Here is a 16,376-nt window from a genome sequence, read left to right on the forward strand (position 1 = left end):
CGCCGCGCGCGAGTCCCCACGGGCCCCCGGCGTCCGAGCGGCGCCGGGGGCTCCGTCATGCCGCCGCCGAGCGGTACCGGCGCACGGCCAGGGTCCGGAAGACCACGATGATCAGCACCGAGTAGATCACCGACGCCCACACCGGGTGCTGCATCGGCCAGGCGTCCGAGGTGGAGACGCCCGGGTTGCCGAACAGCTCGCGGCAGGCCTGGACGGTGGCGCTGAACGGGTTCCAGTCCGCGATGTGCCGCAGCCACGGCGTCATGTTGCTGGAGTCCACGAACGCGTTCGACACGAACGTGACCGGGAAGAGCCAGACCAGTCCGCCGGAGGTGGCCGCCTCCGGCGTGCGCACCGACAGGCCGATGACCGCGCCGATCCAGGTGAACGCGTACCCGGTGAGCAGCAGCAGGCCGAACGCGCCGAGCACCTCGCCGATGCCGGTGTGGGTGCGCCAGCCGACCAGCAGGGCGACGACGGCGAGCACGAGCAGGGTGAGCGCCGTCTGCACCATGTCGGCGAGGGTGCGGCCGGTGAGCACCGCGCCGCGCGCCATCGGCAGGGAGCGGAAGCGGTCGATGAGCCCCTTGTGCATGTCCTCGGCGATGCCCGCGCCGGCCCCCGCGGTGGCGAAGGTGACGGTCTGGGCGAAGATGCCGGCCATCAGGAACTCGCGGTAGACCTGCGGGCTGGTGCTGCCGCCGATGTCCAGCGAGCCGCCGAACACGTACGAGAACAGCACCACGAACATGATCGGCTGGATCAGTCCGAAGATGACCACTTCGGGGATGCGGGCCATGCGGATCAGGTTGCGCTTGGCGACGACCAGCGAGTCGCGGACCGAGCGGCTGAAGGCGTTGCCGGGGGACGCGACCCGCGTGGACTCGGTGACGGTGCTCACTTCGCGGCCTCCTCGGCGTCGGACGGGGCGGACTCGGCGGCGTGGCCGGTGAGGGAGAGGAACACGTCGTCGAGGGTGGGGCGGCGCAGCCCGATGTCGTCGATCTCGATGCCGTCGGCGTCGAGCTCGCGGATGACTTCGGCGAGCAGCTTCGCCCCGCCGGAGACCGGTGTCGTGATCTTGCGCATGTGCTCCTCGACCGTGGTGTCGCCGCGGCCGGGGCCGCGCAGGCTGTACTTGTCGAGGAGGGCGGCCGCGGTGCGGATGTGCTCGCGCTCGTGCACCACGACCTCGACGCGGTCGCCGCCGGTGCGGGCCTTGAGCTGGTCGGAGGTGCCCTGGGCGATGACCCGGCCCTGGTCGACGACCGCGATGTCGTGCGCCAGGTGGTCGGCCTCCTCCAGGTACTGCGTGGTGAGCAGCAGGGTCGTGCCGCCGGAGACGAGGTTCTTGATCACGTCCCAGAGCTGCTGGCGGTTGCGCGGGTCGAGACCGGTCGTCGGTTCGTCCATGAACATCACGGGCGGGGAGACGACCAGGGCGGCGGCGAGGTCGAGCCGGCGGCGCATGCCGCCGGAGTAGGTCTTCGCCGTGCGGTCGGCCGCGTCCGCCAGGTGGAACTGCTCCAGCAGCTCGTCCGCGCGGGCCCGGGCGGCCTTGGCCCTCATCTGGTACAGCTGGCCGACCATCTGGAGGTTCTCCCGGCCGGTGAGGTACTCGTCGACGGCGGCGAACTGGCCGGACAGACCGATCGAGCGGCGCACGGCGTCGGGGTGCTTCAGCACGTCGATGCCGGCGACGACGGCCTTGCCGCTGTCGGGACGGAGCAGCGTGGTGAGACAGCGGACGGTGGTGGTCTTGCCCGCGCCGTTGGGCCCGAGCAGTCCCAGGACGGTTCCCTCGGGGACCTCGAGGTCGACGCCGTCCAGTGCCTTGACGTCTCCGAAGGTCTTCACCAGACCTTCGGCCTGAATGGCACCTGGCATAGAAATCTCCACGTCGTCGTGATTCTTCGGAAAAGCGTAGGTCCGTGTGCCGGCATGTGCCGGGTACGCGCCCGGGAGGGCGCCAGGGGCGTCGGCGGCCACACCGTGACGAGAGACACACGCTAACGCGATGTATCGCGTCCCTCAACGGATGTACCCGAAGGGGTGAAGCCGCTTCCGGCTGACCCGCCGCCGGCTAACCCGTCACCGTGTGACCCGCGTCGCGCAGCGCCTGCTGGACCTCGGCGCAGTGCGCCGGCCCCTTGGTCTCCAGATGCAGCTCGACCTCCGCCTCCGTGAGTCCCAGCCGCGGGTCGGTCCGCATGTGGCTCACGTCGAGGACGTTGGCATCGACCGCGGACAGCGCCCCCAGCAGCGAGGCCAGGGCGCCCGGCCGGTCCGTCAGCCGCAGCCGGACGGCCAGGTAGCGGCCCTGCGCCGCCATGCCGTGCCGCAGCACCCGTTCCATCAGCACCGGGTCCACGTTGCCGCCGGACAGCACCGCGACGACCGGCCCCTCGAAGGCCTCGGGCCGGCTCAGCAGCGCCGCGACCGGGCTCGCCCCGGCCGGCTCGACCACCAGCTTGGCCCGCTCCAGACACAGCAGCAGCGCGGCCGACAGCTCGTCCTCGGTGACCGTGCGCACCTCGTCCACCAACTCGCCGACCAGCCCGAACGGCACGTCGCCGGGCCGCCCCACCTTGATCCCGTCGGCCATCGTGACCGGGTGGTCCAGCGACACCGGGCGCCCGGCGGCCAGCGACGGCGGGTAGGCCGCCGCGCCCTCCGCCTGCACGCCGACGATCCGCACGTCCGGCCGCAGCGCCTTCACCGCGACCGCGATCCCGGCGGCCAGCCCGCCCCCGCCGACCCCGACGACGATCGTGCGCACCTCGGGGCACTGCTCCAGAATCTCCAGTCCCACCGTGCCCTGGCCTGCGATGACGTCCGGGTGGTCGAAGGGGTGGATGAACACCGCGCCCGTCTCGCGCGCGTACTCCTGCGCCGCGGCCAGCGACTCGTCCACCACCTGGCCGTGCAGGCGCACCTCGGCGCCGTACTCCCGGGTCGCGCTGATCTTCGGCAGCGGGGCGCCCTTCGGCATGAACACCGTGGACCGCACCCCGAGCAGCGCCGACGCCAGCGCCACGCCCTGCGCGTGGTTGCCCGCGCTCGCCGCGACGACCCCCGCGGCCCGCTCCTCGGGGAGCAGCCCGGCGATCCGCACGTACGCGCCGCGCAGCTTGAAGGACCCGGTCCGCTGGAGGTTCTCGCACTTCAGCAGCGTCGGCGCGCCCACCTGCCGGGACAGGTACCGGCTGCCCTCCAGAGCGGTCGTGCGGGCCACGCCGGAGAGCACCTTCCGAGCGCCGCGCACGTCGTCGAGGGTGACGGTCCGCAGTCGGCCGGCCGTGCTGTGGTTCATGTCTCCAGCATCGCAGTCATCCCGGGGAGGACGGGCGCGACGACCGACCCGCGGACGGCCGCTTTCCACAGCCCTGGTACGGTCCGCGCCCCGGCCGCGTACCCTGTCGTCCCATCAGCAGCCCATCACGAAGTGAGCCCCCCGCCATGCCCACTACACCTGAAATGTCGATGGACATGACGACCGATCCGGCCGCGGACGGTGACACCGGTCTTCTCGACACTCTGCAGCACGAGGTGGCGCTCTTCGCCCGCCGTGCCGAACAGACCCGGCTCGGCGGGGTCGGCCAGGTCCGCAACTCCATGGACCGCGCCGCCTACCTGCTGCTCAACCGGCTCGACAAGGAAGGCCCGATGGGCGTCAAGGCCCTGGCCGCGAGCATGGGGATCGACTCCTCCACCGTCACCCGGCAGGTGGCGCCGCTCGTGGACACCGGCCTGGTCAAGCGGACCTCGCACCCCGAGGACGGCCGCGCGGTCGTGCTCCAGCTCTCCCCGCGCGGCCAGGCCCGCCTGGAGGAAGTACGCGTCTCCCGGCGGCAGTTGATGGCCGAGCTGACCGACGACTGGGCGCCGGAGGAGCGCGAGGCGTTCTGCGCGCTCCTCACCCGGTTCAACGGCGCGCTGTCCGCCCGGATGGCCGGGCACGACCGCGGCGACGCCTGATCCGGCCGCGCGTCCGCGCCGTGCGCGCCTCTTGACCCGGGCGCGCGCCCTGGCCTGATATGGGGAGGGGGTCTCCGTCCGCCGCACGGCACGGGGCGGCCCTCCGCGGGGGCCACGGGAGGTGCGGGTGCGACCACGGCATGCGTGCGACGACGTCCGTCGCGCCCAGGAGTTCCGGGCGTACGTCGCGGGTGCGGGCGGACGGCTGCTGCACACCGCGACCCTGCTGACCGCCGAGCCGCGGGACGCCAACCCGCGCGCCCAGCGCCTGCTCACCCTCGCCCTGGCCCGTACGTACGCCTGCTGGGAGCGGCTGCACGGCGAGGACCCGTACGACCACACCCGGCGGCACCTGATGATCAGGTTCGCGCTCGGCGCCCTGCGTCACGGCGGGCGGCTCCCCTTCCGGCCCCGTCCCGGCGGCCCGCTGGCCGGGCTGAGCCCGCAGGAGCGGCTGATCCTGGTCATGCGGCTGCACGAGGGCATCGGCGAGGAGCGGGCGGCGGCCCTGCTGGGGCTCCCCGCCGAGCGCGTACGGGCCGTGCAGAACCGCGCGATGGCCGTCATGCTGCGCCCGGAGCCGGAACCGGCCCGCGCGCCGGGACGCGTCGGCACGGTGCCGTCATGACCGGGGAGGCGGCGTGAACCGGACGAACCGCGAGGAGCGCGTGCGGCGGCTGATGGCGCAGGGGCCCCCGGTGCTGCCGCCCGGCCTCGCCGCGGAGGCCGTGCGGCGCGGCGCCCGCGTGCTGCGGCGCCGGAGGTACGCCCGGCGCGCGATGTGGCTGCTGCTGTGCGCGGCGGCCGTGGCGTTCACCGTGTGGGCGCTGACCGCCCGGCCCTGGGTGGAGCCGCCGCCCGGGACGGCCCCACCCCTGACGACCGGCTGGTGACCAGGCTCCTCGTCCGGGCCTAGCGGCCCAGCGCCTGCTGCAGGTCCTCGAGCAGGTCGTCGACGTTCTCGATGCCGACGGACAGGCGCACCAGGTCGGCGGGCACCTCGAGCTGCGAACCGGCGACCGACGCGTGCGTCATCCGGCCGGGGTGCTCGATCAGCGACTCGACGCCGCCCAGGGACTCGCCGAGGGTGAACACCCGCGCGCGGTCGCACACCTCGACGGCCGCCTGCTCGCCGCCCTCGACGCGGAAGGAGATCATGCCGCCGAAGGCGCGCATCTGCTTGGCGGCGACCTCGTGACCGGGGTGGTCGGGCAGACCCGGGTAGAGCACGCTCGTCACGCGCGGGTGGCGGGTGAGCATGTCGGCGACGCGGGTCGCGTTCTCGCTGTGCCGGTCCATGCGCACCGACAGCGTCTTGGTGCCGCGCAGCACCAGCCACGCGTCGAAGGGCCCGGCGACCGCGCCCATCGCGTTCTGGTGGAACGCCAGCTCCTCGCCCAGCTCCGCGTCGGCGGTGACCAGGGCGCCGCCGACGACGTCCGAGTGGCCGCCCATGTACTTGGTCAGGGAGTGCACGACGACGTCCGCGCCGAGCGCGAGCGGCTGCTGCAGGTACGGCGTGGCGAAGGTGTTGTCGACGACCAGCCGGACGCCGGCGTCCCGCGCCACCTGGGCGACGGCGGCGATGTCGGTGATGCCGAGCAGCGGGTTGGAGGGGGTCTCCACCCAGATCGCCCTGGTCTTCGGGGTGATCGCGTCCCGCACCGCGGCCGGGTCGGAGGTGTCGGCCACCGACCACTGAACGCCCCAGCGGGCCACGACCTTGGCGAACAGGCGGAACGTGCCGCCGTACGCGTCGTTCGGGATGACCACGTGGTCGCCGGGCGCGAGCAGCGTGCGCAGCAGGCAGTCCTCGGCCGCCAGTCCGGACGCGAACGCGAGCCCGCGGCGGCCGCCCTCCAGGGCGGCCAGGTTCTCCTCCAGCGCGGTCCTGGTCGGGTTGGCGCTGCGGCTGTACTCGTAGCCGCCGCGCAGGCCGCCGACGCCGTCCTGCTTGTAGGTGGACACCTGGTAGATCGGCGGGACGACCGCCCCCGTCAGAGGGTCGGCGGTGTTGCCCGCGTGGATCGCGAGCGTCTCGAAGTGCTGACTGATGTGCCTGTCGCTCATGCGCCCGAGGGTAGTGCGCGGAACGCCGTGATGACGCCCGCGGACCGCCGGGCGGGGCGGAGGGGCCTTCCCGGGGGCGGACGGCGGGGTTTTTCCACAGGTCCGGGCAGCGGGTTGGCCATCCGGCCGCGCGGTCTGGTTCGCTGGTGACATGGAGATTCTGTGGGTCCTGATCGCCCTCGTCATGCTCGGCTTCGTGGTGCTGCCGTTCCTTCGCCGCCGGCGCGGCGCCGTGGGCCTGGTTCCGCCCGGCCACCCGGACGCGGCGGACCCGGCGGACTACGGCTTCGCGCTCCAGGAGGAGCTGGACATCCGCATGCCCGGCCCCGACCAGGACCTGCTGGACGTCCTCGACGTGGTGCAGCGCACCCAGGACTACCGCGCGGCGCAGCAGTTGCTGGCGGGCACGCCCGCGGACGGCGAGCAGCGCTGGCAGCGGGTGCAGGCCTTCGCGGGCGCCGCGTCCCTGGAGCTGGCGCAGCGGCCCGGCGGGGTTTCCGAGGCGCCGGGCGGCCAGTGGCTGCGGGTGTGGCGCTCCGAGGCGCCCAAGGACGCGGGCGGCGCCGCGGTGCACGCCGAGTTCCTGGTGCAGCAGGCCTGGCGCACGGCCGCACCCGGCACGGACGAGTTCCGGATCATCATGGAGGAGGCGAAGGCGGCGTGCGGCCAGGCCGCGCTGCTGGCCCCCGGCGACCCGGTGCCGTACCTCGTGGAGCTGTCCGTGGCGCGCGGACTCGGTTACTCGCAGCAGGAGTTCGAGCAGGTCTGGCTGAAGATCCTGGACCGCGCCCCGGCGCACATGGGCGCGCACCTGGCCGCGCTGCACTACTGGTGCGAGAAGTGGCACGGCTCGCGGCAGCAGGCGTTCGACTTCGCGGAGGCCGCGGCGGCGCGGGCGCCCCAGGGGTCCCTGCTGGCCGCGATGCCGCTGTTCGCGGTGTTCGAGCACCTTCCGGAGGTGAATCTGGTCAGCGGGTTCTACCAGAGCGAGACCGTCTCCAAGGCGATCCACGGCGCGCTGCACGCGGTGCACTCGGCCCGCCCGGACGACCCGATGCTGGCGCACGTACGGCACATGCTGATCTTCTTCCTGGTGCGCGCCGAGCGCTGGGCGGAGGCCATGAGCCAGCTCATACACGTCGACGGGCACGTCGGCGCGCTGCCGTGGACGCTCTCCCCGGACCCGGCCGCCGAGTTCGCGGTGTACCGCGCCCTGGCGGTCGCCGGCTACGAGGCGAACGGCGGCAGTCCGGCCTCGCTGCCCCACTGACGTCGGCCCACGCTGCCGCACTGACGTCAACACCCGCGCGATGCCCCTGTGTTTGTCCGTATATTGCCCCGTCCGCCCCCATATTCTTGACCCCTGCGAGGCCAGGACGGGCCTCCGGTGGAGGAGTCGGGTGTGGCGAACGTACGGGTCTACGAGCTGGCCAGGACAGTCGGGGTCGACAGCAAGGCCGTCCTGGACAAGATGACCGAGCTGGGCCACTTCGTACGGTCGGCGTCGGCCACGGTCGAGGCGCCGGTGGTCCGGGAGCTGATCGACGCCCTCGGCGTCGTGCGGGAGACCGCCGCGTCCCTCCCCCGGGTGCCGCCGCCCGCGTCGCCTCCGGCCGGTTCGGTGCTGCGGCCCCAGCACCACGAGTGGGACCCCACGTCCCGCTGGAAGCCGCTGCAGCCCTTCGACCCGCGCCGGGTCGGGCCGTACACGGTGCTGCGGCGGATCGGCAGCGGGTCGATGGGCCGGGTGTTCCTCGGGCGGACCCCGGCCGGGCGGCTGCTCGCCGTCAAGGTCGTCAAGGAGGAGCTGGCCGACGACCTGGAGTTCCGCAGGCGCTTCCAGCGTGAGGTGGCCGCGGCGCGGGGCGTGAACGGCTTCTACGCGCCGCCCGTCGTGGACGCGGACACCACCGGTGACATCCCCTGGCTGGCCACCGCGTACGTCTCGGCGCCGTCCCTGAAGGACCTCGTCGACGCGTGCGGGCCACTGCCGCTGGGGGCGCTGCGCTGGGTGGCGGCGCAGCTGGTGGAGGCGCTGCGCTCGGTGCACGCGGCGGACATCGTGCACCGCGATCTGAAACCCTCCAACGTGCTGGTCGGCGTGGACGGCCTGCGCGTGATCGACTTCGGGCTCGCGCTGGCGGCGGCCGCGGCGGCCAGCAAGCTGACCGTCGCGCACACCACGCTGGGCACGCCCGCCTACATGTCCCCCGAGCAGGCGTTGGACGCCCGGAAGGTGACGTCCGCGAGCGACGTGTACGCGCTGGGCGCCGTGCTGGTGTTCGCCGCGACCGGGCACAGTCCGTACCCGGGCAGCGACCCCGTGCGCACCATGCTGCGCATGCAGTCCGAGGCGCCCGACCTCCGTGGTGTGCCGGACGCCTTCGTGGACGTCGTCGCGCCGTGCCTGCGGCCGGACCCGGACGGGCGCCCGGGCCTCGACGAGTTGCTGGACCGCATCGTGCGGGACATGGAGCCGGGCCCGGACGGGCTCCACCGGCCCTCGGAGCTGCTGCCGCCGGCGGCCTTCGAGTTCCTCGGTCTCCAGGACGTGTGAAGAACGGAGCAGGAGTGCAGGAAGTCATCTACCTGTCCGACCGGAAACTCTCGCAGTTTCTGCCCGGACTGCGGTCCGCGTGGCCCCGGCAGCGGGTCAGCGTCTCCACGCCGTTCGGCGGGGTGGAGGTGGACCCGTCGCCCGGCCCCGCGTCCGACCTGTGGGGCCGGCACCTGCTGCGGGTGGTGCGCCGCGTCGAGGAGTCGGCGCGCTGGTACACGGAGGCGGGGGTGCGGCCGGGGCAGTGGATCGCCTTCGAGGCGCCGCTCAACTACTTCGTCCTGGACGGCGCCGACCCGACGATGGTGTTCTTCGCGGACGCCCCGGAGCTGGACCGTCCCGTCCGGCTGCTGCTGCACGGCTCGGCCGACCACCTGATCGCCGGACCGCCGCCCCGCGTCACCGACGAGACCCGCCAGTCCGGCGAGCTCGTACGGAACCTCCTCGGTTCCGACGCCAGCGCCCCCGGCGCGCTGCTCGCCGCCCTCTCCGACGACCTCGGCGCCGGCCCGGACGGCCGCCGCCCCTCCCTCGTCACCGCCCTCCACGCCCTCCTGGCCCGCATCGACGCCCAGACCCACCCGGAGACGGCGGCGACGATGCGCGGCTACGCCCGCGTCACCACGGGCTTCCCCGCCACGAGAACCCCGGGTCTCCTGGTCGCCAGCCCCCTGTACGTGGAGTACGCGGACGCGTGAAGCGAACGGCGGGCGGGGCGCCCCGAGGCACCTCGCCCGCCGGAGCCGGTCGCCCGGCCCACGGAGCGCCGCCCCACCGGCGGCCGGCCCCACGCGTCCGCCGCCCGCGGGGGGGGCTGACGCGGACCCGCGCGGCGGCGCAGCTCAGATCGTCGCCGTGTCGATCACGAAGCGGTAGCGGACGTCGCTGTTCTCGACGCGTTCGTAGGCCTCGTTGATCTCGGACGCGGCGATCAGTTCGATCTCCGCGCCGATGCCGTGCTCGGCGCAGAAGTCCAGCATCTCCTGGGTCTCCGGGATGCCGCCGATCATCGAGCCGGCCAGGGTGCGGCCGCCTCCGATCAGCGAGAAGAGGTTGAGGGAGACCGGGTCCTCGGGCGCGCCCACGTTCGCCAGCGTGCCCTCCGTCTTCAGCAGCGACAGGTACGCGCCGAAGTCCAGCGGCGCCGACACCGTCGACACGATCAGGTCGAAGGCGCCCCGCAGCTCCTCGAAGGTCTTCGGGTCGCCGGTGGCGTGGTAGTGGGCGGCGCCCAGCCGCAGCCCGTCGTCCTTCTTGCGCAGGGACTGCGACAGCACCGTCACCTCGGCGCCCATCGCGTGCGCGATCTTCACGCCCAGGTGGCCCAGACCGCCCAGGCCGACGATCGCGACCTTGCGGCCCGGTCCGGCGCCGAAACGCTTCAGCGGGGAGTACAGGGTGATCCCCGCGCACAGCAGCGGCGCGGCGACGTCGAGGGCGAGGCCGTCCGGGATGCGCACGACGAAGTTCTCGTCGACGACGACCTTCTCGGAGTAGCCGCCGTAGGTGGGCTCGCCGTCCCGGCCGATGCCGTTGTACGTCGGGGTCTGGCCCTGGACGCAGTACTGCTCCTTGCCCGCCCGGCAGTTCTCGCACGCGCGGCAGGAGTCGACCATGCAGCCGACGCCCACCCGGTCGCCGACCTTGAACCGGGTCACGCCGGGGCCGACCTCGGACACGACGCCCGCTATCTCGTGGCCGGGCACCATCGGGAAGATCGCCTCGCCCCAGCCCTCACGGACCTGGTGGATGTCCGAGTGGCAGATCCCGGCGAACTTGATGTCGATCAGCACGTCGTGCTCGCGGACGGCGCGCCGTTCGATCGTGGTGCGTTCCAGCGGTGCCTTGGCGGCGGGCGCGGCGTACGCGGCGACAGTGGTCATGCGGTGTCTCTCCTCCTTGGCGGATCGTGCGCCCGGATCGTCCTCCGCCGGGCCCACAGGTGTCCGAGCTGCGACAACGCGCAACGCGTACCCAGACTTCCGGGTGTGTCCATGCTCACTGTGCCTGCCGCTGACGGGGACGGGCCGCGCACGCCCGGGACACGACGCGGCGGCCCGCCGGAGGCGGATGCCTCCGGCGGGCCGTCGTGCGTCGCGCGGTCTCACCGCGCCGTGGTCACGTCCGTCGGGGACTACTTGCCGTGGTAGGCGTTGTAGACCGAGATCAGGGACGTGTTGCCCTTCTTGTCGGTGATCTTGGCGCGGAAGGAGATCGCCTTGCCCTTGGCGGGGTTCTTGACGGTGACCTTGCCCTTCTTGACCGTGGTCTTCTTCCAGGTCTTGCCGCCGTCGTAGGAGACGTACACCGCCAGGGACTTGAGGTTCTTGCCCTGGGCGGCGCCCTCCACGACGACCGGGAAGGTGGCCTTCTTGCCGGCCGGGACCTTGCTGTCCAGCCCCGTGACCGCGGCGAACCGGGCCGAGGAGACGGGCAGGTGCTTCTCGCCGGAGGTCTTCTTGGACCGGAAGGTCCAGCTCGCGTCGACGCGGGTGGACGCGGCGGCGACCTCGGCGCTCCGCTTGACCGAGGTGGTCAGCCGGTAGGCGGCGTCACCGGACGGGACGGTGAAGGCCTCACCGGACAGCGGGTCCTTGTTGGAGCCGACCTTCTTGCCGTTGCGGTAGAGGGTCGTCGTGGCGGACGTGATCTCCGAGGAGCCCACGTGGCCCTTGCCGTCGGAGAACAGCGGGATCATGCCGTAGAGGTCGTTGCCGTCGCGGAAGACGCCGTAGTCCGAGGTGAGACGCGGCCCGAAGACGGCCGTGTTGACGGTCTCCCGGTAGCTCTTGCCGCCCTTGTAGGCCTTGTCGACGCCGATGGTGTAGCCGGCGTCGTAGACGGGCCAGCCCTCCTTGTCGACCCCGCTCTGCTGCTCGAAGTCGAGGTCCCACTTCACGCCGTCGACCGCGGACAGGTACAGCGTGCGGGTGCTGGGCAGCTTCTGCTCGATGCCGAGCCCGGAGGCGCCGAAGCTGCCCGGCAGCCAGCCGTACGCGCTGACGGAGCCCTTCTTGCCGCTCGCCGCCGCGCCCATGCCGACCTGGACGGTGGCGAACTCCTTGGCCTTGAGGGCGCGGGTGTAACCGGTCGCGACCTTCTTCACCTTGCCGCCGGTGACGGCGCTGTACTGCGCCGTGGAACCCTTGCTGAAGTGGGCGTTCCACTGCTGGATCAGCGTGCCGTCGGTGACCTGCGGCCCGAGGTGGGCGGTGCGGAAGCCGCTGAAGGACGCCAGCGACCAGCCGTAGGAGACCGCGCTGTCGTTGGTCTCGACGGTGTAGTCGGCCAGGGCGAACTCCGCCTTGGCGCCCTTGCCCGGCACGGTGACCTTCACCGGCTTGGCCTTGCGGGCGTCCACCGTCACGGTGGTGTTCCTGGTGACGTCCAGCTTCGGCTGGGCGAGCCAGTCGGCGCCCCGCCACTTCTCCGGGTCGGCGTCCACGAACACGCTGGCGTCCAGGACGTAACTGCCCTTGGGCACGCGCACGCTGACGGTGCCGTCGGCCTCGTACGGCGCGAACGACCGGTCCTTGCCCAGGCCGGTGAGCCCCGACAGGTACGTCGAGTAGTTCGCGGTCGCCTTGCCGGAGCGGTCGAGGACCTTCAGCGTGACGGTGTGGGACTCGACCTCGCGCTCCACCACGGCGGCGGTGCGCACGGTCTGGCCGCCGCCCGTGGCGACCACGTACGCCGAGTACGCGCCGTCGGCCGTGCCGCCGAGGCGGGTGTCGGCGGTGACGTCCACGGAGGCCGTGCCGCCCGCCGGGACGGTCAGGGTGGAGGCGCCGAGGGTGAAGAAGCCGGCCGGGGCGGCCTTGCCCTTCGGTCCGGTGGCGGTCGACGTCAGCTTCAGCGTGACGTCCTCGGTGCCGAGGTTGCGGTAGGTGAGCTTCTCGGTGACCGGCTTGTCGTCGGTGTGCGGCCACTGCTGCACGCCGAAGTTCAGCGACACCTGCTCCGCGATCACGGTCTGCGCGATCGCCTTGTCCACCTGGACGCGGCCCGAACCCTGCTCGAAGGGGGTGTACTTGCCGCCCTTGGTGGAGGCGGTGAGCGCGCCCTTCAGCTCCGTGTACGTCCACTCCGGGTGCTGCTGCTTCAGCAGCGCGGCGGCGCCCGCGACGTGCGGGGTGGCCATCGAGGTACCGGAGATGGTCATGTAGCCGGCCGGCTTCTCGCCGACCTCCCCGGCGATGTCGTTGCCCTTCGCCGAGGCGGCCGTGATGTCCACGCCGGGGGCGGTGACGTCCGGTTTGACGGCCCCGTCGCCGAGGCGCGGGCCCGTGGAGGAGAAGTCGGCGAGCTTGTCCTTGTCGTCGACGGCGCCGACGGTGAGGGCGGAGTCCGCGCTGCCGGGCGAACCGATCGACTGCGGACCCTCGTTGCCCGCCGCGATGGCGAACAGGACGCCCTTCTCGGCGGAGAGCTTGTCGACCGCCGCCTCCAGCGGGTCGGTCTCCGGGGTGTCCATGCCGCCGAGGCTCATGTTGACGATGTCGGCGCCCTGCGCGGCCGCCCATTCCATGCCCGCGAGGATCCCGGAGTCGTCGCCGAAGCCGCTGTCGTCGAGGACCTTGCCGTTGAGGATCGTCGCGCCGGGCGCGACGCCCTTGAACGTGCCCTTCGACTGGGCGCCCGTGCCGGCCGCGATGGACGCGACGTGGGTGCCGTGGCCGACCACGTCCCCGGCGGTGGGCGCGGAGGTGAAGTTCTTGGACGCGCTCACCTGGCCCTTGAGGTCGGGGTGGGTGGCGTCCACGCCGGTGTCCAGGACGGCGATCCTGACGCCCTTGCCGTCGTAGCCGGCCTCCCAGGCCTTCGGGGTGCCGATCTGCCCGACGGACGTGTCCAGGGACGCCTTGCGGACGCCGTCCAGCCAGACGCGGGCGACACCGGAGGCGGTGCGGTCGCCGTCGGTGACGGCGTCCCACAGCTCGGCGGTGGCCTCGTGCGGCGTCTGCACCGCCTCCGCGTTCAGGGACGTCAGCGCCCGGCGGACCGTGCCCGCGTCACGGACCTCGGCCTTGGCGGTCTTCGCGGAGCCCCGGTAGCCGACGATGACCTTCAGACCGCTCCGGTGCGCGGTGCGGGTCGCCGCCTTGCTCAACTCCGTGACGTCGAAGAGCCGTCGGTCCAGCTTGCCGGACGCGACCAGCCGGGCGGCGTCGGCCGGCACGACCAGCGTGTGGCCGTCGCCGCGGCGGATCTGGACGGGTATGTGCTCCCGGCCCTCGGCCGGCTCCAGGCCCACGACGCGGCCCTTGGCGTCCAGCGTGACCCGGTCGCCCGTGATGAGGGTGATCCGGTGCTTGCCCTTGGGTGCGGCCGCGCTCGCGGACGAGCCGGCGGCCGTGGTGCCCTCCCCGTTCGCCGACGCGGGGCCGGCCATGCCCGCCGCGAGCGCCACGGCGGTCGCCGTGGCGATCGTGGCCGCGCATGCTCTTTTCACTTGTCTGCGCAAGGTTCCCCCTAGCGGAGTCGCCGGGCGGCCGAAGCGTCACCCGGCCGGGGGTGGTCTCGTACGCCTGCGCGCACCCCCCGGTGCTCGGAGTATGCCGACGGGCGATCAAGCGGCTCAAGGGGGATCGGAGGAGGTCGGGAAGTCGCCGGGTGACTGTGATGTCATCGCCGGAACTCCGTTACGCAATCGCGCGGTTGGGGCCGGAGGGACGAAAACGGCCGATGCCCCGTCACCGCTCCCGAGGGAGGGTTCGAGGGCATCGGCCGGGTGGTGTGGGTTTTCCGTCGTGGCGGAGGGGGCGTCAGATCGCGGAGCCCGCCTTCCACTGCTCCCAGTCCATGTTCCAGCCGTTGAGGCCGTTGTCCGGGGCGATGGTCTTGTCACCGGTGTTCTGCACGACGACCACGTCACCGATGATCGAGTTGTTGTAGAACCAGGCGCCCGGCGTGCTCGGGTCGTTCGCGCCCTTGGTGTCGGCGAGGCCCACGCAGCCGTGGCTGGTGTTGACGCTGCCGAAGATGGACTTCGCGCCCCAGTAGTTGCCGTGGATGAAGGTGCCGGAGGTGCTCAGACGCATGGCGTGGGGCACGTCCGCGATGTCGTACTCGCCCTTGCCGTCGTCGTCGGTGAAGCCGACCGTCGCGCCGTTCATCCGGGTCTCCTTGAACTTCTCGGAGATCACCATCTGGCCCTCGTACGTCTTGGTCTCGGGCGCGCCGGCGGAGATCGGGATGGTCTTGACGGTCTTGCCGTTCTGCGTGACCTTCATCTGCTTGGTCTTCGCGTCGACGTAGGAGACCTGGTTGCGCCCGATCTTGAAGGTGACCGTCTTCTGCTGGACGCCGTAGACGCCCTCGGCGCCCTCGACGCCGTCGAGCGCCAGCTTCAGGGTGACGGTGGAGCCCTCCTGCCAGTACTGCTCGGGGCGGCAGTCCATGCGGTTGGCGTTGAACCAGTGGCAGGCCACCTCCTGGCCGCTGGTGGAGGACACGGTGATGCCCTTCTGCACGGCGGCCTTGTCCGTGATCGCCTTGTCGAAGTTGATCGACACCGGCATGCCCACGCCGACCGTGGTGCCGTTGTCCGGGGTGAAGGTGCCGATGAAGCTGTTGGCCTGGGAGACCGTCGTGAAGGACGCGTTCTCGTGGGCGACGAGGCCCCGGGAGTCCTTCGCGGACACGGCCAGCTTGTAGGTGGTGGCGCGCTCGAGCTGGACGCTGGGCTTCCAGCTCTTCTTGTCGGCCGATATCTCGCCCTCGACGACGGTGCCGTCGGAACCGGTCATCGTGACCTTGGTGAGCGTGCCCTTGTCGACGGTCACGGTGGCCGAGTTGTTGATGGAGGCGTTGTTCGAGCCGTTCTTGGGCGTGATCTCGATCCGCGCCTCGGAGGACTTCTTGGCCGCCGCCTCGTCGACCTGCGCCTGCGAGGTGTCCTTGCCGTCGGACCCCGCGGCGGCGTCGTCGTCCCCGCCGGAACACGCCGAGAGCACCAGCACTCCGCCGAGCAGAGCGGACGCGGCCGCCAGACCCCTGCGCCGCCGCTTACCGTCCGTCATCACACGCTTCTCCATCGTCGCCAGAATCCCAACCCCACGAGAGCCCGGCGGGAGCCGAGGCGTCTCGTCCACAACGTTCAACGCTACGACCGGGTGATCCGGTTCCCGAGGCCCACGCGTGTGGGACTCGCCACGTCCGCCGGTGCGGACCGCGGGAACGCCGGTCTTTGCGCCGTTTGAGACGTTCCGGTCCGGTGCGCCGGTTGCCTCGCGGGGTCAACATTTCCCCAAGTCGTCCCGTGGGCGCGGGACCCGCCGCCGCAGGACGCGTCACGGAGGGGCTCTTCGCCGCCGGACTCGTCGTCGCGGTCCTCGTCGCCCGCGTCGAACAGGCTCTCATCCTCGTCGCCGGCGCCCCCTTCGGGCGAGTCCGGGCCGCGGTCGATCCGCTCACCGCTCCAGGAGACCCGCGGCAGTTCCACCCCCGGCACCTCTCCGACCAGTGCGAACGCCTCCACGGGACGAGCCAGGACTTCCGCTGTGTCCTCCGTCACAGCCCTTTCCGCCCGGGTCCGTTCGCCGCCCGCCGGCCCCGTGCCGCCCTCGGCGCCCCGCAGCGCGGCGCCGGTCGGCGCCCGCGCGACCGTCGATCCCGGGAACACCCTGCAGGCGAACGCGGCAAACCGTGAGATCTCCGACGTGGTCACGCCCGGAGCGCACGGGGACGGACGCCCGTGACTTTCCTGTGACCCGCGCGGTTCACTACCATCAGCCCACACGGCCAATTCGCCAGCGCCACAAGGGGATCG

General features: G+C 72.3%; 14 protein-coding genes and 1 pseudogene. 7 read left to right on the forward strand and 8 right to left on the reverse strand.

Annotation, left to right across the window (positions count from 1 at the left end):
* Positions 1-55: 55 nt before the first annotated feature.
* From C1708_RS12210 to ilvA, 3 genes are all read right to left on the reverse strand, one after another.
* Positions 56-901 (reverse strand): ABC transporter permease, encoded by an 846-nt coding sequence (locus tag C1708_RS12210; RefSeq protein ID WP_106412708.1) that lies wholly within the window; start codon positions 899-901, stop codon positions 56-58.
* The gene (locus C1708_RS12215) at positions 898-1,887 is read right to left on the reverse strand and encodes an ATP-binding cassette domain-containing protein (protein WP_106412709.1); all 990 of its coding nucleotides are present in this window, start codon (positions 1,885-1,887) and stop codon (positions 898-900) included. Before C1708_RS12215 ends, C1708_RS12210 begins: the two co-directional genes overlap by 4 nt.
* 196 nt (positions 1,888-2,083) lie before the next feature.
* The gene (ilvA, locus tag C1708_RS12220; protein WP_106412710.1) at positions 2,084-3,313 is read right to left on the reverse strand and encodes a threonine ammonia-lyase; all 1,230 of its coding nucleotides are present in this window, start codon (positions 3,311-3,313) and stop codon (positions 2,084-2,086) included.
* A 164-nt stretch (positions 3,314-3,477) separates the two neighbouring features.
* Here ilvA and C1708_RS12225 point away from each other — a divergent pair, with 164 nt between their 5' ends.
* From C1708_RS12225 to C1708_RS12235, 3 genes are all read left to right on the forward strand, one after another.
* Positions 3,478-3,978, forward strand: coding sequence for a MarR family winged helix-turn-helix transcriptional regulator (locus tag C1708_RS12225; RefSeq protein WP_106412711.1), 501 nt, complete (start codon positions 3,478-3,480; stop codon positions 3,976-3,978).
* A gap of 127 nt (positions 3,979-4,105) precedes the next feature.
* A complete protein-coding gene (locus C1708_RS12230) occupies positions 4,106-4,606 on the forward strand; it encodes a sigma factor-like helix-turn-helix DNA-binding protein (protein WP_106412712.1) in 501 nt (166 codons plus the stop codon).
* A gap of 13 nt (positions 4,607-4,619) precedes the next feature.
* On the forward strand, positions 4,620-4,871 hold the full coding sequence (locus tag C1708_RS12235) for a hypothetical protein (RefSeq protein WP_106412713.1): 252 nt from the start codon (positions 4,620-4,622) through the stop codon (positions 4,869-4,871).
* Between the two features lie 19 nt (positions 4,872-4,890).
* On the opposite strand, the gene C1708_RS12240 is transcribed toward C1708_RS12235, so the two are convergent.
* The gene (locus tag C1708_RS12240; RefSeq protein ID WP_106412714.1) at positions 4,891-6,048 is read right to left on the reverse strand and encodes a cystathionine gamma-synthase; all 1,158 of its coding nucleotides are present in this window, start codon (positions 6,046-6,048) and stop codon (positions 4,891-4,893) included.
* 151 nt (positions 6,049-6,199) lie between these two features.
* Here C1708_RS12240 and C1708_RS12245 point away from each other — a divergent pair, with 151 nt between their 5' ends.
* The 4 genes and pseudogenes from C1708_RS12245 (at position 6,200) to C1708_RS12255 (ending at position 9,303) form a co-directional block, all read left to right on the forward strand.
* A complete protein-coding gene (locus C1708_RS12245; RefSeq protein ID WP_106412715.1) occupies positions 6,200-7,318 on the forward strand; it encodes a hypothetical protein in 1,119 nt (372 codons plus the stop codon).
* A gap of 132 nt (positions 7,319-7,450) precedes the next feature.
* Positions 7,451-7,597: pseudogene (locus C1708_RS36125) on the forward strand (translation initiation factor IF-2 N-terminal domain-containing protein); the annotation flags it as partial.
* 162 nt (positions 7,598-7,759) lie between these two features.
* Complete coding sequence (locus C1708_RS12250) at positions 7,760-8,605, forward strand: serine/threonine-protein kinase (RefSeq protein ID WP_437079407.1); 846 nt, start codon at positions 7,760-7,762, stop codon at positions 8,603-8,605.
* Between the two features lie 14 nt (positions 8,606-8,619).
* Positions 8,620-9,303, forward strand: a complete 684-nt coding sequence (locus tag C1708_RS12255; RefSeq protein ID WP_106412716.1) for an SAVMC3_10250 family protein — start codon at positions 8,620-8,622, stop codon at positions 9,301-9,303.
* A gap of 144 nt (positions 9,304-9,447) precedes the next feature.
* Here the strand turns inward: C1708_RS12255 and C1708_RS12260 are convergent, their stop codons facing one another.
* The 4 genes from C1708_RS12260 to C1708_RS34400 form a co-directional block, all read right to left on the reverse strand.
* The gene (locus tag C1708_RS12260) at positions 9,448-10,488 is read right to left on the reverse strand and encodes an NAD(P)-dependent alcohol dehydrogenase (protein WP_106412717.1); all 1,041 of its coding nucleotides are present in this window, start codon (positions 10,486-10,488) and stop codon (positions 9,448-9,450) included.
* Positions 10,489-10,739: 251 nt separating this feature from the next.
* Positions 10,740-13,997, reverse strand: a complete 3,258-nt coding sequence (locus tag C1708_RS12265) for a S8 family peptidase (RefSeq protein WP_106416267.1) — start codon at positions 13,995-13,997, stop codon at positions 10,740-10,742.
* Positions 13,998-14,370: 373 nt separating this feature from the next.
* Positions 14,371-15,627, reverse strand: coding sequence for a L,D-transpeptidase (locus C1708_RS12270; RefSeq protein WP_106412718.1), 1,257 nt, complete (start codon positions 15,625-15,627; stop codon positions 14,371-14,373).
* An 83-nt stretch (positions 15,628-15,710) separates the two neighbouring features.
* The gene (locus C1708_RS34400) at positions 15,711-16,274 is read right to left on the reverse strand and encodes a hypothetical protein (protein ID WP_198602476.1); all 564 of its coding nucleotides are present in this window, start codon (positions 16,272-16,274) and stop codon (positions 15,711-15,713) included.
* Between the last annotated feature and the right edge of the window lie 102 nt (positions 16,275-16,376).

Source organism: Streptomyces sp. DH-12 (assembly GCF_002899455.1).
GTDB lineage: Bacteria > Actinomycetota > Actinomycetes > Streptomycetales > Streptomycetaceae > Streptomyces.